The 17,979-nt window shown below is 65.6% G+C and carries 21 protein-coding genes; 18 read left to right on the forward strand and 3 right to left on the reverse strand.

The window, feature by feature from the left end:
* Window positions 1–544: 544 nt before the first annotated feature.
* From AC1ROK_RS26860 to AC1ROK_RS26870, 3 genes are all read right to left on the reverse strand, one after another.
* On the reverse strand, window positions 545–1,267 hold the full coding sequence (locus AC1ROK_RS26860) for a metallophosphoesterase family protein (protein ID WP_492852708.1): 723 nt from the start codon (window positions 1,265–1,267) through the stop codon (window positions 545–547).
* Window positions 1,268–1,419: 152 nt separating this feature from the next.
* Window positions 1,420–2,133, reverse strand: a complete 714-nt coding sequence (locus tag AC1ROK_RS26865; protein ID WP_492852710.1) for a metallophosphoesterase family protein — start codon at window positions 2,131–2,133, stop codon at window positions 1,420–1,422.
* Window positions 2,130–2,369: an accessory factor UbiK family protein gene (locus AC1ROK_RS26870; RefSeq protein WP_492852712.1), complete on the reverse strand. Its 240-nt coding sequence runs from the start codon at window positions 2,367–2,369 to the stop codon at window positions 2,130–2,132. The genes AC1ROK_RS26865 and AC1ROK_RS26870 overlap by 4 nt, the downstream gene beginning before the upstream one ends.
* Window positions 2,370–2,534: 165 nt before the next feature.
* Between AC1ROK_RS26870 and lgt the strand changes: the two genes are divergently transcribed.
* From lgt to AC1ROK_RS26960, 18 genes are all read left to right on the forward strand, one after another.
* Complete coding sequence (lgt, locus tag AC1ROK_RS26875; RefSeq protein ID WP_492852714.1) at window positions 2,535–3,347, forward strand: prolipoprotein diacylglyceryl transferase; 813 nt, start codon at window positions 2,535–2,537, stop codon at window positions 3,345–3,347.
* Window positions 3,340–4,419 (forward strand): class I SAM-dependent methyltransferase, encoded by a 1,080-nt coding sequence (locus tag AC1ROK_RS26880; protein WP_492852716.1) that lies wholly within the window; start codon window positions 3,340–3,342, stop codon window positions 4,417–4,419. Before lgt ends, AC1ROK_RS26880 begins: the two co-directional genes overlap by 8 nt.
* Before the next feature lie 2 nt (window positions 4,420–4,421).
* A complete protein-coding gene (gene pgeF, locus AC1ROK_RS26885) occupies window positions 4,422–5,192 on the forward strand; it encodes a peptidoglycan editing factor PgeF (protein ID WP_492852718.1) in 771 nt (256 codons plus the stop codon).
* A 285-nt stretch (window positions 5,193–5,477) separates the two neighbouring features.
* Entirely contained in the window at window positions 5,478–6,410 is a 933-nt protein-coding gene (locus AC1ROK_RS26890) for a ribose-phosphate pyrophosphokinase (RefSeq protein ID WP_492852720.1), read from the forward strand.
* 211 nt (window positions 6,411–6,621) lie between these two features.
* A complete protein-coding gene (locus AC1ROK_RS26895; RefSeq protein ID WP_492852722.1) occupies window positions 6,622–7,029 on the forward strand; it encodes a YciI family protein in 408 nt (135 codons plus the stop codon).
* 137 nt (window positions 7,030–7,166) lie between these two features.
* Entirely contained in the window at window positions 7,167–7,556 is a 390-nt protein-coding gene (locus AC1ROK_RS26900; RefSeq protein WP_492852724.1) for a VOC family protein, read from the forward strand.
* A gap of 23 nt (window positions 7,557–7,579) precedes the next feature.
* Window positions 7,580–8,017, forward strand: coding sequence for an iron chaperone (locus AC1ROK_RS26905; RefSeq protein WP_492852726.1), 438 nt, complete (start codon window positions 7,580–7,582; stop codon window positions 8,015–8,017).
* Between the two features lie 12 nt (window positions 8,018–8,029).
* Window positions 8,030–8,410 carry a YciI family protein gene (locus AC1ROK_RS26910; protein ID WP_492852728.1) on the forward strand — a complete coding sequence of 127 codons (381 nt, stop codon included), beginning with the start codon at window positions 8,030–8,032 and terminating at the stop codon, window positions 8,408–8,410.
* 21 nt (window positions 8,411–8,431) lie between these two features.
* Entirely contained in the window at window positions 8,432–9,697 is a 1,266-nt protein-coding gene (locus tag AC1ROK_RS26915; protein WP_492852730.1) for an RNA polymerase sigma factor, read from the forward strand.
* A 557-nt stretch (window positions 9,698–10,254) separates the two neighbouring features.
* Complete coding sequence (locus AC1ROK_RS26920; RefSeq protein WP_492852732.1) at window positions 10,255–10,893, forward strand: 50S ribosomal protein L25/general stress protein Ctc; 639 nt, start codon at window positions 10,255–10,257, stop codon at window positions 10,891–10,893.
* Window positions 10,894–11,005: 112 nt separating this feature from the next.
* Window positions 11,006–11,740: an aminoacyl-tRNA hydrolase gene (gene pth / locus AC1ROK_RS26925; protein WP_492852734.1), complete on the forward strand. Its 735-nt coding sequence runs from the start codon at window positions 11,006–11,008 to the stop codon at window positions 11,738–11,740.
* 246 nt (window positions 11,741–11,986) lie between these two features.
* On the forward strand, window positions 11,987–13,084 hold the full coding sequence (ychF, locus tag AC1ROK_RS26930; protein WP_492852736.1) for a redox-regulated ATPase YchF: 1,098 nt from the start codon (window positions 11,987–11,989) through the stop codon (window positions 13,082–13,084).
* An 89-nt stretch (window positions 13,085–13,173) separates the two neighbouring features.
* Window positions 13,174–13,596 (forward strand): hypothetical protein, encoded by a 423-nt coding sequence (locus AC1ROK_RS26935; protein ID WP_492852738.1) that lies wholly within the window; start codon window positions 13,174–13,176, stop codon window positions 13,594–13,596.
* 71 nt (window positions 13,597–13,667) lie between these two features.
* A complete protein-coding gene (locus AC1ROK_RS26940) occupies window positions 13,668–14,192 on the forward strand; it encodes a MaoC family dehydratase (RefSeq protein WP_492852740.1) in 525 nt (174 codons plus the stop codon).
* Window positions 14,189–14,746, forward strand: coding sequence for a MaoC family dehydratase (locus AC1ROK_RS26945; RefSeq protein WP_492852741.1), 558 nt, complete (start codon window positions 14,189–14,191; stop codon window positions 14,744–14,746). Before AC1ROK_RS26940 ends, AC1ROK_RS26945 begins: the two co-directional genes overlap by 4 nt.
* An 8-nt stretch (window positions 14,747–14,754) precedes the next feature.
* Window positions 14,755–15,117, forward strand: coding sequence for a hypothetical protein (locus tag AC1ROK_RS26950; RefSeq protein ID WP_492852743.1), 363 nt, complete (start codon window positions 14,755–14,757; stop codon window positions 15,115–15,117).
* A gap of 460 nt (window positions 15,118–15,577) precedes the next feature.
* The gene (locus AC1ROK_RS26955) at window positions 15,578–15,748 is read left to right on the forward strand and encodes a hypothetical protein (RefSeq protein WP_492852744.1); all 171 of its coding nucleotides are present in this window, start codon (window positions 15,578–15,580) and stop codon (window positions 15,746–15,748) included.
* 178 nt (window positions 15,749–15,926) lie between these two features.
* A complete protein-coding gene (locus tag AC1ROK_RS26960; protein ID WP_492852746.1) occupies window positions 15,927–17,831 on the forward strand; it encodes a diguanylate cyclase domain-containing protein in 1,905 nt (634 codons plus the stop codon).
* Window positions 17,832–17,979 lie beyond the last annotated feature (148 nt).

The raw sequence follows: 17,979 nt of genomic DNA on the forward strand, positions 1-17,979 counted from the left end.
CTGAGCGTCCCATTGGGCGAAACGTTTGAAGGCCGGCCGGTTGCCCGGTCCTACGCGTTACTTTCAAGAACTCGCACGCAGGAAGCCTACGAATCGTCCCTATGGAGGAACGCTACACTGACGGCCCGATTCCGGGGATTGTGCCGCCAGAGCCATCCAAGGCTTTCTTCTGTGGATGATCCGGCGCGAAGGGTTAACAGGGTCTTAACCGGCCGAGTCTGTCCCCACCCGATTTGCGCGATTTTGGCACATCGCCAAAGGCCCGACTCGGCATAGAATGCGCGGCGCTGTATGACGAAGCTGTCATCGATGACGACAGTGGGTGTGCGCGAAATCGTTCGCTCCATTCAGGCAGCAGTGCGCGGACCGCTCATCCGGCGCTACGCGCCACCTTCTCCCCGACGGGGATAAGAATACCGAGAGTGTAGCGGTCCCCTCTTGTTCCTCTCCCCGTCGGGGAGAGGGTGGATCGGCCAAAGGCCGAGACGGGTGAGGGGTGAGCCCGGATCATCCGCCGTAAGGCTCGCGAGAAGCGGTCGGCACCTCAGAACAGCCCAATCGCGCTGGCCCAGCCCGTGCGGATCGCTTCGGCCCAGTTCGGGAAGCCATTGGCGATCACCTGCTGTGCCGCGGCCTCGAAATCATAGGGCACGGCCCGGATGCTGGCCGACCATTGCCCGCCATGCCGCTCGAGCACTGCATAGCGCGCATCGGGCGCCCCATAGTTGAACTGCAGGCCCACCGAGCCCGGGTTGACCACCAGCCGCCCGTCCCTCAGCCGCACGATGCGCGACACATGGGTGTGGCCGCAGAGCAGTACCGGGAAATCCAGCCCATCGGCCTTCGCCGTCACGCTCGCTTCGCCCGGCATGGTCACTGTCCGGTCGGTCCACCAGGCGTCGAGCCAGGGCTCTTCATCGCTTGTCGGGGTGCCGTGGCAGAGGAACACCTCGCCCTCGATGTCGCGGGTGGCCGGCAGGCTCCTCAGATAATCGTAATGCACCGGTCGCAACCGCTCGCTGACGAACCGGTCGACCGGCTGTTTCGAGGGCGGCAAACCCTCGGCGATATAGCGGTCATGGTTGCCGATCACGGTGGGGTAGTTGCGCTCGATCAACAGTTCGGCCGTGCCCACCGGATCCAGCGGCCCGGCGAACAGGTCGCCCAGGTTGATCGTGGCATCGACCCCGACCATGGCGATACTGGCTTCGACCGCCTCCAGCGCCAGCCGGTTGCCGTGGACGTCGGAAATAACCGCGATTCTCATGGCTGCACCGTTCCCAGCAAATGCGGCGACCAAAAGTCCTTTGAACGTCCCTACAGTCCCCTGGGGCTGGCCCATCCTCAGGTCAGCGTTTCGGCCCAGCCTTACAGCCCCTTCGGGCTGGCCCATCCCCAGGTTAGAGTTTCGGCCCAGTCTTACAGCCCCTTAGGGCTGGCCCATCCCCAGGTTAGCGTTTCGGCCCAGTACGGATAGCCCCGGTCCAGCGCCTGCTTTGCCGCGGCCGCATGATCATAGGCAACCGCGCGCAACTCCGTATTCCACCCGGCGCGGCGCTTTTCGATGATGGCGTAACGCGCATCGGGCGAGCCGATCTCCATCGGCAGGCCGACGCTGCCCGGGTTCACCACCAGCCGCCCGTCGGCGAGCCTGAGGCTGCGCGGCACATGGGTATGGCCGCACAGCAGCACCTCGTGGTCGAAGCCAGCCGCCTCCGCCTCGATATAGTCGCGCGGATGCATGGTCGGGATCTTGCCGACCATGGTGTCCATGAACGAGGTGTTGTCGTCGCGCGGCGTGCCGTGGCAGAGGAACACGTCTTCGTCGAGCAGCAGTGTCGCCGGCACCGCAGCAAGCCACTGATGCTGGCGCGCGTCGAGCATGCCGCGCACCAGCGCGTCGATGTGCCAGTCCTTGTCGCGCCCGTCGGTGATGTAGCGGTCATGGTTGCCGCGCACCGAGGGCAGCCCGAGCTCGATGAAGCGATCGGCCACCCCCAGCGGATCGCTCGGCCCGCTCAGGAAATCGCCGAGCGCCACCGTCGCCTCGACATTCTCCCGGGCAATATCGTCCAGCACGGCATCCAGTGCTTCGAGGTTGCCGTGGACGTCGGAAAGAACCGCGATCCTCACTTGGACTTCAGGCTCTCGACCGCTGCTTTGAGTTCCTTGAGCTCGGCGCTCTGGGCCTGCACCAGTTCGCGCAGCGCGTCGTAGTCCTCGCGCTTGACCAGGTCCATGTCGGCGACCAGCCGCTCGAGCTGCGATTTCACCGCCGTCTCGATCTCGCGGCGCACACCGTCGGCGACGCCCGCGGCGTTGTTCATCAACTTGCCCAGCTCGTCGAATATCTTGCCACCCTGGGTCATCGTCCGTCCTCGCCTTCACAGTTTCTCGCTCGATATCTAGGCTGCCGCCCGTGCCTTGACCAGACCATAGCGGTGGCTAAAAGGTCTCAGCCTCCTCGTCGCAATCTGCCCGCACTCCCGGGCAATGCACATGGGAGTGGATTTCCTCGACCCGGAGCGCGTTTCGTGCCCTTCCCCAATATCGATCCCATCGCCTTTGCCGTCGGACCGCTCGTCGTCCGCTGGTATGCGCTGGCCTATCTTATCGGCGTGCTGGGCGGCGCGGCTTATGCCACGACGCTCTTGCGCCGGCATGGGCTGTGGAAGGACAACCGCCCACCCTTTGAGCCCTCTGCGATCTGGGACTTCGCCTTCTGGGCGGTGGTCGGCATCATCATCGGCGGCCGCATCGGCTATGTGCTGTTCTACAACCTGAGCTACTACGCATCGAACCCGGGCGAGATCATCGCGCTGTGGGATGGCGGCATGAGCTTCCATGGCGGCCTGGTCGGCATCATGCTGGCCATGGCGTTGTTCACCCGTTCGAAGGGTGGCAACATCCTTTCCGGCATGGACCTGCTCGGCGCCATCGGCACCATCGGGCTGTTCCTCGGCCGCGTCGCCAACTTCGTCAATGCCGAGCTCTACGGCGCGCCGACCACCCTGCCCTGGGCCGTGGTGTTCCCCACCGATCCCGACCAGCTGCCGCGCCATCCGAGCCAGCTCTACGAAGCGCTGCTTGAGGGCGTGCTGCTGTTCATCGTCATCCGCATCGCCACCAACCATCTCGGGGCACTGAGAAAGCCCGGCCTCGTCGCCGGCATTTTTGGCATCGGCTATGCGCTATCCCGCATCTTCGTCGAGTTCTTCCGCCTGCCCGACGCGCAGCTCGGCTATCTCTATGGAGGCTGGCTCACCATGGGCATGGTGCTGAGCCTCCCCATCCTCGTCGCCGGCATCGGCCTCATCGTCTACGCCATGAGGCCTGCCCGTGGCTGACACCCGTTCCCTCGGCGAAATCATCGACATGCAACTGAGCCAGACCGGCCCGATGTCGCTCGCCACCTACATGAGCCTGGCGCTGACCCACCCGCGTTCCGGCTATTACACCGGCACCGATCCGCTTGGGGCCAAGGGCGACTTCATCACCGCCCCCGAGATCAGCCAGATGTTCGGCGAACTGGTCGGCTTCTTCATCGTCAACCTTTGGCAACAACTGGATCAGCCCAAGAGCTTCACCCTGCTGGAGCTCGGCCCCGGCCGCGGCACGCTGATGCAGGATGCGCTGCGGGTCGCCGCCAAGGCCGAGGGTTTCCTCGATGCCTGCCACCTGCAGCTGTTCGAAACCAACCCGGCGCTGAAGGCGCAGCAGGCCGAACGGCTCGGCAAATACAACCCGTACTGGGCCAGCGAGGTCGACGCGGTCGCCGACGATCCGCTCTTCGTCGTCGCCAACGAGTTCTTCGACGCCCTGCCGATCCGCCAGTTCGTCAAGGCGGCCGACGGCTGGCACGAACGCCAGATCGGGCTGCGCGACGGCAAGCGCGCCTTCGGGCTCAACCCGACGCCGATCCCCTCTACCGCCATGCCGATCGAGGTGGCGAACGCCGAACCCGGCGAAATCTACGAGGTCAGCCTCGCTGCCGCCGACATCATGGAGAAGCTCGGCAGCCGCATCGCCGCAAACAAGGGGGCCATCCTCGCCATCGACTATGGCTACGCGACCACCCGCACCGGCGAGACGCTGCAGGCGGTGAGTAACCATGCCTTCGCCGATCCGCTCGATGCGCCAGGCGAGATCGACTTGAGCGCACATGTCGATTTCGGCGGCCTCGGCAAGGTCGCAACGGAACTCGGCCTCACCGTCGAAAAGCTCTCGACGCAGCGCGACTTCCTCGGCGGGCTCGGCATCGTCGAGCGCGCCACGCAACTGGCCAAGGCCAATCCGGGCCAGATCGACACCATTGCCGCAGCGCTGAAGCGCCTCGTCGACAGCACCGAAATGGGCACCCTGTTCAAGGTGTTCTGCGCCCATTCCGGCAACATCGAGCCAATCGGTTTCCCGAAATGAGCATGCCTTTCGAAGTAAGCCGCGCCCTCGAGCGCATCCCCGGCATCCGGCACGGCTTTTTCGGCCGGCGCGGCGGCGTCTCGACCGGCGAGTTCTCCTCGCTCAATGTCTCGCTGTCGGCGGGCGACAAGCTGAATCATGTCATCGAGAACCGCGCGCAGATCGCTGGTATCCTTGGCTTTTCATTGAACCAGCTGGTGACGCTGAAGCAGGTGCACTCAGTCACCGTGCTCGAGGTCACGCGCCAACCCGACCCCGACGATATCCCCGAGGCCGATGCTTTCGTCACCCGCGTCCACGGCCTGGCGCTCGGCATCCTCACCGCCGACTGCACCCCGATCCTGTTTGCCGATCCCGAGGCCCGGGTCATCGGCGCGGCGCATGCCGGCTGGAAGGGCGCCACCGGCGGCATTGCCGAGGCGACCGTGGCCGCCATGGTCGATCTCGGCGCCCGCCCCGACCGCATCGTCGCCGCCATCGGCCCGACCATTTCCGGCCCGAACTACGAAGTCGGCCCCGACTTCGCCGCCGACCTGATCCGCGACCACCGCGACGCCGAGAACCGCATCACCAGGCCGAATGGCGGGCGCGAGCATTTCGACCTCCCCGGCTTCGTCTTCGACCACCTGATCGCCGCCGGTGTCGGGCTGGTCGACGACCTCGGCATCTGCACCTATGCCGAGCCCAAGAAGTACTTTTCCCACCGCTATGCGACGCACAAGGCCATCACCACCGGCCGGCAGCTCAGCGTGATTGGGCTGGGTGGGTTGTAGAGAGGTCCCTCAATCTCGCCACTCCCCACCGGGTCATTCCCGCGAAAGCGGGAACCTCCGTTGCGGGGTTCGCGGTAAGCCTCAGAAAACAGAGGTTCCCGCTTTCGCGGGAATGACTCCGTGCCCGACATCAAGATCGCAGTCGGCGGGTGGCTCCGGTCACACCGCCCAGATTCCTTCATCACTCCGTCACAAGGCGCATTGCGCCTTGTCGCGCCCCAAGCTAAAGACCCGCCCATCAGGAGCCGGCAACTCCCCGGACCGGCCCGATACCGGAGCGCGCTCGTGAAACTTGTCACCGGCAATTCCAACCGCGCGCTCGCTGAAGCCGTCGCGAGCTACCTCGAAGTCCCGCTGACCGACTGCACGGTCAAGCGCTTCAACGACAAAGAGATCTTCGTCGAAATCCACGAGAACGTCCGCGGCGAGGATGTGTTCATCCTGCAGTCGACCTCGTATCCGGCCAACGACAACCTGATGGAGCTGCTGATCCTGTCGGATGCGCTGCGCCGCTCCTCGGCCCGTCGCATCACTGCGGTGATTCCCTATTTCGGCTATGCCCGGCAGGACCGTAAGTCCGCCTCGCGCACCCCGATCTCGGCCAAGCTGGTGGCCAACCTGATCACCGAGGCCGGCGTCAACCGCGTCATCACGCTCGATCTGCATGCCGCGCAGATCCAGGGCTTCTTCGATATCCCGACTGACAACCTCTATGGTGCGCCCGTCATGGTGCGCGACATCCAGGAGCGCTACACCAACGGTAACGTCATGATCGTTTCGCCCGATGTCGGCGGCGTGGCCCGGGCCCGCGCCACCGCGCAGCGCATCGGCGCCGACCTCGCCATTGTCGATAAGCGCCGCCCCAAGGCCGGCGTTTCTGAAGTGATGAACATCATCGGCGACGTGGCAGGCCATGCCTGCATCCTGATCGACGACATCGTCGATTCCGGCGGCACGCTGGTGAACGCCGCAGAGGCCCTGCTGAAGCACGGCGCCACCGAGGTCTCTGCCTATATCACCCACGGCGTGCTGTCCGACGGCGCCGCCGAGCGCATCGCCAAGTCCAAGCTCAAGGAGCTGGTGATCACCGACTCGATCATCGCCACCGACGCCGCCAAGGCCGCCAAGAACATCCGCATCATCTCGATCGCCCCGCTGATGGGCGAGGCCATCGCCCGCACCGCCAGCGAACAGAGCGTCTCGAGTTTGCTGGACTGAGGCACCGCTCTCTCCTCATCTCCGATGTCATCCCGGAACTCCGGGACTGCACCGTGTCGCCCCCACCACCGGGCGTCATCCCGACGAAGGTCGGGATGACGGCCGGTGCGTAGGTGAGCACGAGCCTCACAAAATCCCTTCCCCTGTCGAAATCGTCTCCCCTCGCCCGACATTGCCCTGAGGGGCTATGCTGCCGGACGAGGAGACACCGATGCGCTACATGCTGATGCTCTATGCCGACGAGAAGGCCGGGGCCCAGATCCCGCCCGACCAGATGCGGAAGGCGATGGAGACGCTCTACGCCTATCAGGAGGCGCTGACCAAGGCCGGCGCCTTCGTCATGACCGCCCCCCTCGCCCGCACCCACGACGCCAAGACCCTCGTCATGGAAGGCGGCGACGCCAGCTATCGCGAGGACGGCAAAGGCGGCGCCACCTTCGTCAACGATAGCGGCGAGCTCAAGGTGCATGACGGCCCCTACGCCGAGACGCGCGAGCAGTTCGGCGGCTTCTACATCATCGAGGCTGCCGACATGGAGGAAGCCCTCGCCTGGGCGAAGAAGTGCCCCGCGGCGCAGTGGGGACCGGTGGAAGTCCGCGCCCTGATCCCCGGATTCTGAGCGCCACCGATTTTTCCTGAAGTTTTTCTGCCCGGGAGTCGAAATGGTCTGAGCACCCCCGTCATTGTCGTATCAGGGCACGGTGTCCTGACGCTGACGCGGCCACTGCCGCAAGCCAAATGACAGGGGAACGACCCATGCAGATCAAGCTGACCAAGGTGTATGTCGATGAGCACGACAAGGCGCTGAAATTCTATACCGAGGTGCTGGGCCTCCAGAAGAAGGCCGACTTCGGCAACAGCGGCTACCGCTGGCTGACCGTCAACTCCCCCGACGATCCGGATGGCACCGAGCTGCAGCTCGAGCTGAACAGCAACCCGGCCGCCAAGGCCTACCAGGAGGCGATGTTTGCCGAGGGCCAGCCCGCGCTGCTGCTCCATACCAAGGACGTGAAGGCCGATTACGAACGCGTCAAAGCCAATGGCGGCGACTTCATCATGCCGCCGACCGACGTCACCGCCTCGATCATCGCCCAGGTGAAGGATACCTGCGGCAACATCATTCAGTTCGTGCAGTTGAACTGGTAAGCGGACACCAAGGAGAACCGAAAATGGCCACCGCGAAAAAGACTGTGAAGGGTACCGACAGCTTCACCGCCGAGGAAAAGGCGGCGATGAAGGAGCGCGCCAAGGAGCTGAAGCGCAACGCCAGCGCCGCCGAGGACGAGCAGGCCGTGCTCGACAAGATCGCCTCGATGCCGGAGGCCGACCGCCACCTCGCCGAGCGCATCCACGCCCTCGTCAAGGCTGCGGCGCCCGATCTGACCAGCAAGCTCTGGTACGGCATGCCCGCCTACTACAAGGACGGCAAGAGCATCTGTTTTTTCCAGGATGCGGCCAAGTTCAAGGCGCGCTACGCCACCTTCGGCTTCAACGAGGCGGCAAAGCTCGACGACGGCAACATGTGGCCGTCCAGCTTCGCCCTGCTCAAGCTCACCCCTGCCGACGAGCGGCGCATCACCGACCTCGTCAAACAAGCCACCCGCTGAGGACTGTCCACGATGCGTTACATGATGCTGATCCATCACGACGAAGTCGCCCTCGCCAATGCTCCGCAAAGGGAGCTCTGGGCCGATTACGCCGCCTTCAACGAGGCGCTGGCCAAGGCGGGGGGCGGCATGGCGGCGGGCGAACGCCTGCAGCCGGCCTCGGCGGCGACCACGGTGCGGGCCGGTGATGGCCGGACCGACGTGCTCGACGGCCCCTATGCCGATACGAGGGAGCAACTGGCCGGCTACTTCATGATCGAGGTCGATAACCTCGATGAGGCCATTGCCTGGGCCAAGCGCTGCCCCAGTTCGCGTTACGGCTCGATCGAGATCCGGCCCCTGGCCGAGAGCTACCCGCGGCCCGACCTGAGCCTCCGACGCAAAGATGACTGACATGCGGAGCTACGGCTGACCATGCGGATCGAGGACAACGAGGCCGCCCGCGCCGCCCAGCGCGCCTCTGGCGTCGCCGAACGGGTGGCGCGTGAAAGCTATGGTCGCCTCGTTGCCTTCCTCGCCGCCCGCACCCGCGATGTCGCCGGCGCCGAGGACGCGCTGGCAGAGGCCTTTGCGGCGGCACTCCACAGCTGGCCGGCGGAGGGTGTGCCGCACAATCCCGATGCCTGGCTGCTGACGGTCGCCCGCCGGCGGCAGACCGACGCGCTGCGCCGCCGCACCACCCGGCAGGCGGGCGAGGAGCATCTGAAGATGATCGCCGACGAGATCGAGGCTGCGGCCGTTGCCGCCGATGAAATTCCCGACCGGCGCCTGGCGCTGATGTTCGCCTGCGCCCACCCGGCGATCGAGCGCGGCATGCGCGCGCCGCTGATCCTGCAGACCATTCTCGGGCTCACCGCCATCGATATCGCCGCCGCCTTCCTGATCCCGCCGGCAACCATGGGCCAGCGCCTGGTCCGCGCCAAGGCCCGTATCAAGGATGCCGGCATTCCCTTCGGCATCCCCGACAAGGAGTTGCTGCCCGAGCGGCTCGACGCGGTGCTCGAGGCCATCTACGCCGCCTACACCAAGGGCTGGGCCGAGATCGGCGATGCCGCCTCCATCGCACTGGCCGAGGAAGCCATCTGGCTCGGCCGTCTGGTCGTCGGCCTCCTGCCCGACGAGCCCGAGGCCAAGGGCATGCTGGCGCTGATGCTCTATACCGAAGCGCGCCGCGCTGCCCGCCGCTCGGCCGACGGGGCGTATGTGCCGCTCGAACAGCAGGATACAAGCCTCTGGGACGACTCGCAGATCGGCCTTGCCGAGGCGCTGCTGAAAGCCGCCAACGCCGCTGGCCCCTCCGGCCGCTACCAGATCGAGGCGGCGATCCAGTCGGCCCATGTCGCCCGCCGCACGCTGGGCGCCAATACCTGGCCCGCGATCCTCGCGCTCTACGATCACCTGTTGGCGCTCAGCGCCTCGCCGGTCGTGGCGCTCAACCGCGCCATGGCGCTCGCTGAACTCGAAGGTCCGGAAGCCGCGCTCGCCGCCATCGCACCGCTCGGCGACGACCGACGCATGGCCGACTACCAGCCCTATTGGGCGGCGCGCGGCCACCTGATGGCGCGGGCCGGGTTGAAGGGCGAGGCACACGAGGCCCTCACCCTCGCCAGCGGCCTCGCCACCGACGCCGCGGTGCGGCACTATCTGCGAGGGCAGATCGCGGCGCTGACGGACGGATGAGGAATCGAGTTGCTACGCTTTTGCTGCTTGCGCCCAAAACTGGGCCAGCCATCATGGCGATATGCACTCTTACCTGAACCGCTCTGCTGAGGACGCCAAACCGCTGCACTTGCGCAGGGTTCAACGGGCACAACTGATGCAGCTTGCGGGCGTCGCCTTGGTCGCGGCAGCGCTTAGTAGCTGCACGACATCAGGCTTTTGGCCTAAGAGATGGGTTTCAGATGATGGCGCCGCGCTTTGGCAGGCGGGGAGCGGCCGCTACCAGTACACCCGGGGGATCGGGGCCGCCCCCGTGAACTGCCATGCCGACGGCGAGGGCGTCTACACATGCGATGACGGAACCGTCTCGAGGCTCGAACCAATCGATAGTCCTTATCGGCGGATAGAGTTCGATGGTCGGACGTTTTCCTCGGACCTTTGTAGCGCCTCACTTCCCCTTGCCCGCCGGGGCGTCTTCCACTATAGCCACCGCCCATGAAGCGCCCGTCACCCCTGGAGGACGGGTGCGTGAGCTTTGATGTCTCAGAGTTCACACCAACCCATGAATGGATCATTCAATGGCTACTGCTGCTAAGGAGCTCAAGGCTCAGGCGCGGAGCGGGGTGGGCAAGGGGGCCGCTCGTGCACTGCGTCGTGAGGGGCTCATTCCCGCCGTCATCTATGGTGACAAGAAGGCTCCCCTGCCGATCTCGATCTCGTACAACGAGGCGATGAAGTCGATCTACGCCGGTGGTTTCCTCTCCCACATCATCACTGTCGATGTTGATGGCGAGAAGCACCGCGTCATTCCGCGCGACTACCAGCTCGATCCCGTCAAGGACAAGGCGCTGCACGTCGACTTCCTGCGCGTCGGCAAGGGCACCAAGCTCAATGTCCAGGTGCACGTGAAGTTCATCAACGACGACCAGTCCCCGGGCATCAAGCGCGGTGGTGTGCTCAACATCGTCCACCACACGCTCGACCTGACGGTCGATGCCGATCACATCCCTGAGGAGGTCGTCGTCGATCTCGCCGGTCTCGATGTGGGCGACAGCGTCCATATCTCGTCGATCAAGCTGCCGACCGGCGCGTCCGATCACAGCCACGAGACTGACCTCACCATCGCCACCATCGTCGCTCCGTCGGGCCTGCGCGCCGAAGAAGCCGAGGAAGGCGCTGCCGAGGCCGCTCCGGCTGCCGACGCCGCCAAGGAATAAGCTTCAGCGTCGGACCGAAAAGTTGCAGACTTTTCGGACAAATCCGACGCGCATAGACACCGGGAGCGGGCCGCTGGTCCGCCCCCGCCCTCCCCTGCCTGGAAGTTAGCCGATGCATCTCATCGTCGGCCTCGGCAATCCCGGGGACAAATACCGCAACAATCGCCACAATATCGGCTTCCTCGCGGTCGACGCCATCGCGCGCCGCCACAACTTCCCAGCGTTCCGCGAGAAGTTCCAGGGGCTGATCTCCGAAGGCGCGATCGACGGCGAAAAGGTGCTGCTGCTGAAGCCGCAGACCTACATGAATTCCTCGGGCGACAGCGTCCAGAAGGTCACCACGTTCTACAAGCTCGGCCCCGCCGACGTTTCCGTACTCTATGACGAGATCGACCTCGCCCCGGGCAAGACCCGCGTCAAGGTCGGCGGCGGCAATGGCGGGCACAATGGCCTGCGCTCCATCGATCCGCAGATCGGGCTCGGCTATCGCCGCGTCCGCCTCGGCGTCGGCCATCCCGGTCACAAGGACCTGGTGATGCCGCACGTGCTGGGCGATTTTTCGAAGGCCGAACAGCAGGCCTGGCTGATCCCCCTGCTCGACGCCATCGCCGAAAATGCCGCAATGATCGTCAAGGGCGACGATAACGGGCTGATGAACAAGCTCGCTATTGCTGTGCAGGGCGACGGCGCCGAGCGCGCCCAGCGCCCGGAAACCGCCGACCCGACTCGCAAGAAGGCCCCGGCCCAAAGCCACATCCGTGCGGCACGTCCGGCTGCGCCGCAGGCCAAGGTCCCTGAGACAGGTCCGATGGCGGATATGCTGAAGAAGCTGTTCAAGAAAGACTAGTGGGCGCCTCTCACCCCGGCCCCTCCCCCCCCCCGGGGGCGCTATCGCGCTCCCCCAGGAGGGGCGAGGGGGCGTTGTGGCACGTCCGTGCAGAGTGCGTCCCCCTCGCCCCACTGGGGAGAGGGCTAGGGTGAGGGGCGCCAAGCACACCAAACCAATTGACTTCCGCGCCCGATCACCCGATGTGAGGCGCAACGATTGGCGCGACTTTCTTCGCGCCGCCAACGACGATTTCCGGAGACTGTCATGGGTTTCAAGATGGGCATCGTCGGCCTGCCCAACGTGGGCAAGTCGACGCTTTTCAATGCGCTGACCCGCACTGCCAACGCGCAGGCCGCCAACTTCCCGTTCTGCACGATCGAGCCCAATACCGGTGAAGTCGCTGTTCCCGATGCGCGCCTCGATAAGCTCGCCGCGGTCGGCAAATCGGCACAGATCCTGCCGGCCAAGATGAGCTTCGTCGATATCGCGGGCCTGGTGAAGGGCGCATCGAAGGGCGAAGGCCTCGGCAACCAGTTCCTTGCCAATATCCGCGAATGCGATGCCATCGCCTATGTGCTGCGCTGCTTCGAAGACGGCAACATCATCCACGTCGCCAACAAGGTCGATCCACTCGCCGATGCCGAAGTGGTCGAGACCGAGCTGATGCTCGCCGACCTCGAGAGCCTCGAGAAGCGCCGTGCCGGCGTCGAGAAGAAGGCCAAGGGCGGCGACAAGGACGCCAAGGCGACGCTCGACCTGATCGATCGCTCGCTGGTGCTGCTGCGCGACGGCAAGTCGGCACGCCTGGTGCAGCGTTCGGCCGAGGAAGAAAAGGCCTTCACCGAGCTGCAGCTGCTGACCTCCAAGCCCGCGCTCTACGTCTGCAATGTCGACGAGGCCTCGGCCGCATCCGGCAACGCCATGACCAGGCAGGTCGAGGAATATGCCAAGCAGCACAACGCTGCCGTCATCGTCATCTCCGCCGAGATCGAGTCGCAGCTGGCGCAACTCCCCGACGCGGAGCAGGCCGAATATCTCGAAAGCCTCGGGCTGCACGAGCCGGGCCTCAACCGCCTGATCCGCGAGGCCTACCAGCTGCTCGGGCTGCAGACCTATTTCACCGTCGGCCCGAAAGAGACGCGCGCCTGGACCATCCACAAGGGCGACCGCGCCCCGCAGGCGGCCGGCGTGATCCATACCGATTTCGAGCGCGGCTTCATCCGCGCCCAGACCATCGGCTACGAGGACTTCGTCACGCTGGGCGGCGAAGTCGCCGCCAAGGAAGCCGGCAAGGCCCGCGACGAAGGCAAGGAATATGTCGTCAAGGACGGCGACGTGATGTTGTTCAAGTTCAATACCTGAGTGTTAGTCGGGAAGGCCGCGCGGCCTTCCCGATGCTTAGCAATTCATAGTTATTTCAGCGCCTTAACTCATAACCTCTGGGCCTAATCATGCTCGACCAGATCTTCGGCTCGTGGTGGCCGACGGTGTCGTCCTACCTCGCGGGGCCGCTGGCGCTCGCCGGCGGCACTGTCAGCCCCTTTACCGTCATCCCGACAGTCGGCTTCGCGCTGCTGCTGCTCGGCGTCATCGCTGCCCTCGCCTGGCGCGAGAAGCAGGCGCTCTGGGTTATCGGCCCGGTCGTCGCCGCCGCGCTGACCCCGGTGATCCTTGCCATCGGCAACATCCTCGGCGGCTGGTTCGTGGTGATGTTCGCGCTGGTCATCGGCGCGGTGGGTCTCCTGCTCTGGATCGGCATCATCTCCGGCGACGCCACCCGACGCCTGCCGGTCTGGCTGCTCGGCCTCTTCGCGGTGAACTTCGTGGTCTACTGCACCGCCGTCAGCGTCGCGATCATCTGGGGCTTGGCGTAAAGGCTCGCATCAGCCGCCCACACCCACCACCTTGCCTGCCGCCCACCGGTTGACGTATACGTCAACCTGCCATGAACGCCGTCACCGCCGACCGCCGTCATTTCGAGGATCTCGTCGTCGGCGAGACCATCAACCTTGGCTCGACTTTGGTGACCAGGGAGATGATCCTCTCCTTCGCGCGCGAGTTCGATCCCCTGCCCTTCCATCTCGATGAAGCCGCCGCCAAGCGCTCGCTGCTCGGTGGGCTCGCCTCCTCCGGCTGGCAGACCGCGGCGCTCACCTTGCGCCTGCTCGGCGACAGCTTCCTTTCGAAGATCGCCTCGGCTGGCGGGCTCGGCTTTTCCGACCTCAAATGGAAGAAGCCGGTGATGAAGGGCGATACCATCTGGGCCACCGCCACCATCGCCGAACTGCGCCGCTCCCGGCACCACCCCAACTGGGGCATCGTCAGCATCGATCTCGACGTGAAGAACCAGAAGGGCCAGCCGGTGATGAGCATGCGGCTCGCCAACCTGGTCGAGAGCCGCGAGCCCGAAGCCGGCATGCAGGCGCAGCCCGAGCAGCCCTATGATGTCGAACAGGGCGGTGCCGCATGACCCGCTGGTTCGAGGACATCACCATCGACGAGCCGTTCCCGCTCGGCAGCCACACCTTCAGCGAAGCCGAGATCCTCGCCTTCGGCCGCGAGTACGACCCGCAATATTTCCATCTCGATCCCGCGACCGCCGCGCACAGCCATTTCGGCGGCATCATCGCCTCGGGCTGGCACACCGTGCTGATGGGTCACCGCAAGATGGTCGACGCGCTCGATGCCGAAGAGGTGCGGCTGCGCGACCTCGGCCAGGAGCCAGGCGTTTCCGGCCCCTCCCCCGGCGTCAACAAGATGGAATTCAAGGCGCCGGTTCGGCCCGGCGACACCGTCACCTACACGCTGACAGTTACCAGCAAGCGCCCCTCCAACTCGATTCCCGGCTGGGGCTTGCTGTTCAACAGCCTCGATGCGGTGAACCAGCACGGCGAGAAGGTCTACCATGCCGAGCTGGTCGGATTCTCCAAGCTGCGCGACTATCGGATGCCGCTGCGCTTACGGGTTCTTGAGGCGTTGACCAAAATCCCCGGATTAGGGAAGTTGCTGGCCCAACGGAGTTGAGTCACGCCATGCGCCTTGCCCTTGCTATCGCTGCCCTGCTGCTGGTCGCCGTGCCCGCCACCGCGCAGTCGCTCACCGGCGTCGGCGTCGAGGGCAACTGGGGCTGCCGCGCCAATGTCGACGGCACCCGCGCCGGGCTCCTCACTATCTATGCCGGCTCCTACGGCTATGCCTCGGCCAATTTCGGCAGCACCGCTTCGGGCAGCGGCACCGTCGAGATGGCCTCGAACGGCGTCACCTTCCTCGATGGCAACCTCGTCGCCGGCGCCGGCATCACCAGCGCCATCCTGGGCTTCGACGATTCCGGCCGCGACGTACTGCAGCTCTACACCGCAGAAAAGAACGTCCTCACCTGCACCCCGCGGGGGTAGGCACAGACGGCCGCCACACCCTCGATGCCCACCTCCCCCTTGACGGGGGAGGCAAGCGAAGCTTGGGAGCGAGAGCGACCTGGCGCAACTCGGAGGGGGTGTGCGGAGGCACGGCGCGTGTCGCTCCCACCGAGGTCCCGCTCCACATCCATCTTGACCTCCCCATCCTCCGGCGCTAAACAACGCGCCTTCCAGAGGAGTATCGCCCGAAAATGATCTGAGCACTGTTGCGGACGCCCGAGCCATTGCTTCCCTCGCCCTGCGAGTGGCAGCTGATGCACGGATGCCGGCCACAGCAATGTTCCAGATGACGGGCTGACTCTGTCCGGCGCCTCGGGCGTCCAATCTCCACCTGCACTTCATCACCAACCGCGGCTCGGGCGCAGCACTGCTTCGCGCCGCGCCGCTACTTGAGCTCGTTCCTGGCGTTATTACGCCGCGACGGGCAAGGAGATTGCTTATGCCCAAGTTCATGACCTACCAGCGCCCTACCCCGATCAACAAGCAGAGCTGGGCCGGCCGCCCCGGCGCCAATCCCTATCAGCCGGTCCGCCGGTCACCCGGGCACCCGGTGCCCGAACTGCAGAAGCCCGCCCTGCCGCCATTGCTCGGTGGGCCTAAATCGCGATGAGCAAAGGGCGCCCCGGCAACTCCAGCCGGGGCGCCCCATCGCATGGGCCCCCAGCGGCAACAAACACGTACCGGCCCAGATGCTTTCTATTCAACGATTTAGGGCTTCGTTATGCGCACCGGAGCACAATCATGCGACGACAGCCTTTGCCTACCCCGCGCCACGAGGTCCGCCGGTTATGGAGTCGCCCTGGTACAGCCTGATGACCAACGTCTCGGTCGTCGCGTTCGTCGTCAGCGTCTGGACCCAGTTGCGCGACGTGTTCGAGCGCTTCGGGCCGCGGGCGGTCGAGGCCGCATTCGGCGTGGTGATGGGGCTCGGCGCCATCGCTACCATGCTGTTTCCCGTGCAGTTCGCGCCTGGCGTCTTCTTCGACCTGCGCATTTGCCTGCTGGCCCTCGCCGCCTTCTTCGGCGGCCCGCTTGCGGCGCTGGTGGCACTGATCCCGGCTATCGTCTATCGCCTCTGGATCGGTGGCGCCGGGGCGCCGGCGGGCATGGTGTCGATGACGCTGGTCACCCTCACCGCCTCTTTCGGTCACCTGCTGCTGCGCCGTCGCGGGCTCACGATCGCCCGCTGGCATTCGCCGGCGCTGGCGCTTGCCACCTGTGCCATCGGCCTCGCGGCCATCGCCTTCGTCCCGATCGACACCGGCACCGGCGACTGGGTGCCGGTGATGGCCGCACGGACGGTGCTGCTGTTCCTTGCGGTCATGCTCTCTGGCCTGGCGCTCACCCATGACGAGGAGTTGCGCGCCATCAGGCGTGAGAACCAGATCTATCGCCAAGTGATCGACGAGCTGCCCGACAGCATCAGCGTCCGCGATCCGGAGGGCCGCTTCGTCATCGCCAACCCGGCGACCGCGAAGCTGCTCGGCGTGAGCTCGCCGAAAGCGCTGATCGGCCGCCCCGGTGACGAGCTCGGCATCACGCGACCGGCCGCGCCGCCAGATGCCGACCGGAGGCCTACGACCTTCCAGCAGGCCGTCCAGCGTCCCGATGGCAGCACCAGTTGGCTGCAGACGCTCGAGGTGCAGCTCAACGACGAGGCGGGACGCCCGGTGGGCCTCATCACCCATAACCGTGACATCACTGACCAGAAGCACCTGGAACTCGAGCTCGACGAGCGGCAACGCGTCCTCGCCTTCGCCATGGCGCAGATGACCGATGGCGTCGCCATGTTCGATCCGGGTGGACGGCTGTTGTTCTGCAATGCCCGTTACCAGAAGCTCTTCCCGCTGACCTCCGACGTGCGCGTCCCCGGCGCCAGTATCCGCGATATTCTCGCCGCTGCGGCAGAGCGGCGCGAACAGCAGGTCGGCTCGTCGCCCGCCGATGTCGCCGAATGGATCGACGAGATCGCCGAGTCGCTGCACCACGATGCCGAGGAGGAGGTGCATCTGTTCGACGGCACCTGGCTCCGGGTCTCAACCCGCCCCTCGCCCGACGGCGTGTCGATGGTGGTGGTTTCCGACATCACCCGGCTGAAGCGCACCGAGCTCGAGCTGCTCAACGTCGCCGAGCGGCTGCGCGAAGAAGCCACCACCGACGCGCTGACGGGCCTCGTCAATCGCCGCGCGCTGGATCAGCGGCTCGAGATCGAGATCGCCCGGAGCCTGCGCTCCGACACGGCGCTGAGCGTCATCCTGCTCGATATCGATCACTTCAAGGCCTACAACGACACCTATGGCCACCTCGCCGGTGACGCCTGCCTGAAGGCGGTGAGCCAGTGCCTCGGCCAGGTGTTCCGCCGCCCCGCTGATCTCATCGCCCGCTATGGCGGCGAGGAGTTTCTCGTGGTGCTGCCCGAGGTAGATGCCGAGTCCGCCTACCGCCTGGCCAGCGACTATCGCGACATGCTCGCGGCGCTGGCGCTACCGCACCAGGCCAGCGAGTTCGGCCGCGTCACCGTCAGCCTCGGCATCGCCGCCTATGCGCCGGGCCAGACCGACCGCAACGCCGCCGACCTCGTCGGCCGCGCCGACGAGGCGCTCTACGCCGCCAAGAGCGGCGGCCGCGACCAGGTCAGCGGCTGGCGCCGCCGCTTCAACGTGCTGCCCCGCAGCTTGCGCGTGGTGCATTAAGTCGGCGCTAGGACAGGGCTGTCACAAGTAGGTAACCGCTGGACAAGGGATGGCCCCCGGTGGCTCCCCTGCCCCCTTGCATGTTGATTTTCGCCGACTCGTAGCAGGTTCGGCGGTCCCCGGCTGGCGGCCACCAGCCAGGGACCGG

The sequence above is a fragment of the Devosia sp. GW821-FHT12F11 genome (genome assembly GCF_058806655.1).

Bases quoted from the DNA above. Each gene is read 5' to 3' on its own strand.
- AC1ROK_RS26860 (WP_492852708.1), bottom strand. From the start codon at position 1,267: ATGAGAATCGCGGTTATTTCCGACGTCCACGGCAACCGGCTGGCGCTG.
- AC1ROK_RS26940 (WP_492852740.1), top strand. From the start codon at position 13,668: ATGAACGCCGTCACCGCCGACCGCCGTCATTTCGAGGATCTCGTCGTC.
- AC1ROK_RS26945 (WP_492852741.1), top strand. From the start codon at position 14,189: ATGACCCGCTGGTTCGAGGACATCACCATCGACGAGCCGTTCCCGCTC.
- ychF (WP_492852736.1), top strand. From the start codon at position 11,987: ATGGGTTTCAAGATGGGCATCGTCGGCCTGCCCAACGTGGGCAAGTCG.
- AC1ROK_RS26920 (WP_492852732.1), top strand. From the start codon at position 10,255: ATGGCTACTGCTGCTAAGGAGCTCAAGGCTCAGGCGCGGAGCGGGGTG.
- AC1ROK_RS26905 (WP_492852726.1), top strand. From the start codon at position 7,580: ATGGCCACCGCGAAAAAGACTGTGAAGGGTACCGACAGCTTCACCGCC.
- AC1ROK_RS26950 (WP_492852743.1), top strand. From the start codon at position 14,755: ATGCGCCTTGCCCTTGCTATCGCTGCCCTGCTGCTGGTCGCCGTGCCC.
- AC1ROK_RS26900 (WP_492852724.1), top strand. From the start codon at position 7,167: ATGCAGATCAAGCTGACCAAGGTGTATGTCGATGAGCACGACAAGGCG.
- AC1ROK_RS26935 (WP_492852738.1), top strand. From the start codon at position 13,174: ATGCTCGACCAGATCTTCGGCTCGTGGTGGCCGACGGTGTCGTCCTAC.
- AC1ROK_RS26915 (WP_492852730.1), top strand. From the start codon at position 8,432: ATGCGGATCGAGGACAACGAGGCCGCCCGCGCCGCCCAGCGCGCCTCT.
- AC1ROK_RS26910 (WP_492852728.1), top strand. From the start codon at position 8,030: ATGCGTTACATGATGCTGATCCATCACGACGAAGTCGCCCTCGCCAAT.
- pth (WP_492852734.1), top strand. From the start codon at position 11,006: ATGCATCTCATCGTCGGCCTCGGCAATCCCGGGGACAAATACCGCAAC.
- AC1ROK_RS26955 (WP_492852744.1), top strand. From the start codon at position 15,578: ATGCCCAAGTTCATGACCTACCAGCGCCCTACCCCGATCAACAAGCAG.
- AC1ROK_RS26960 (WP_492852746.1), top strand. From the start codon at position 15,927: ATGGAGTCGCCCTGGTACAGCCTGATGACCAACGTCTCGGTCGTCGCG.
- AC1ROK_RS26895 (WP_492852722.1), top strand. From the start codon at position 6,622: ATGCGCTACATGCTGATGCTCTATGCCGACGAGAAGGCCGGGGCCCAG.
- AC1ROK_RS26870 (WP_492852712.1), bottom strand. From the start codon at position 2,369: ATGACCCAGGGTGGCAAGATATTCGACGAGCTGGGCAAGTTGATGAAC.
- pgeF (WP_492852718.1), top strand. From the start codon at position 4,422: ATGCCTTTCGAAGTAAGCCGCGCCCTCGAGCGCATCCCCGGCATCCGG.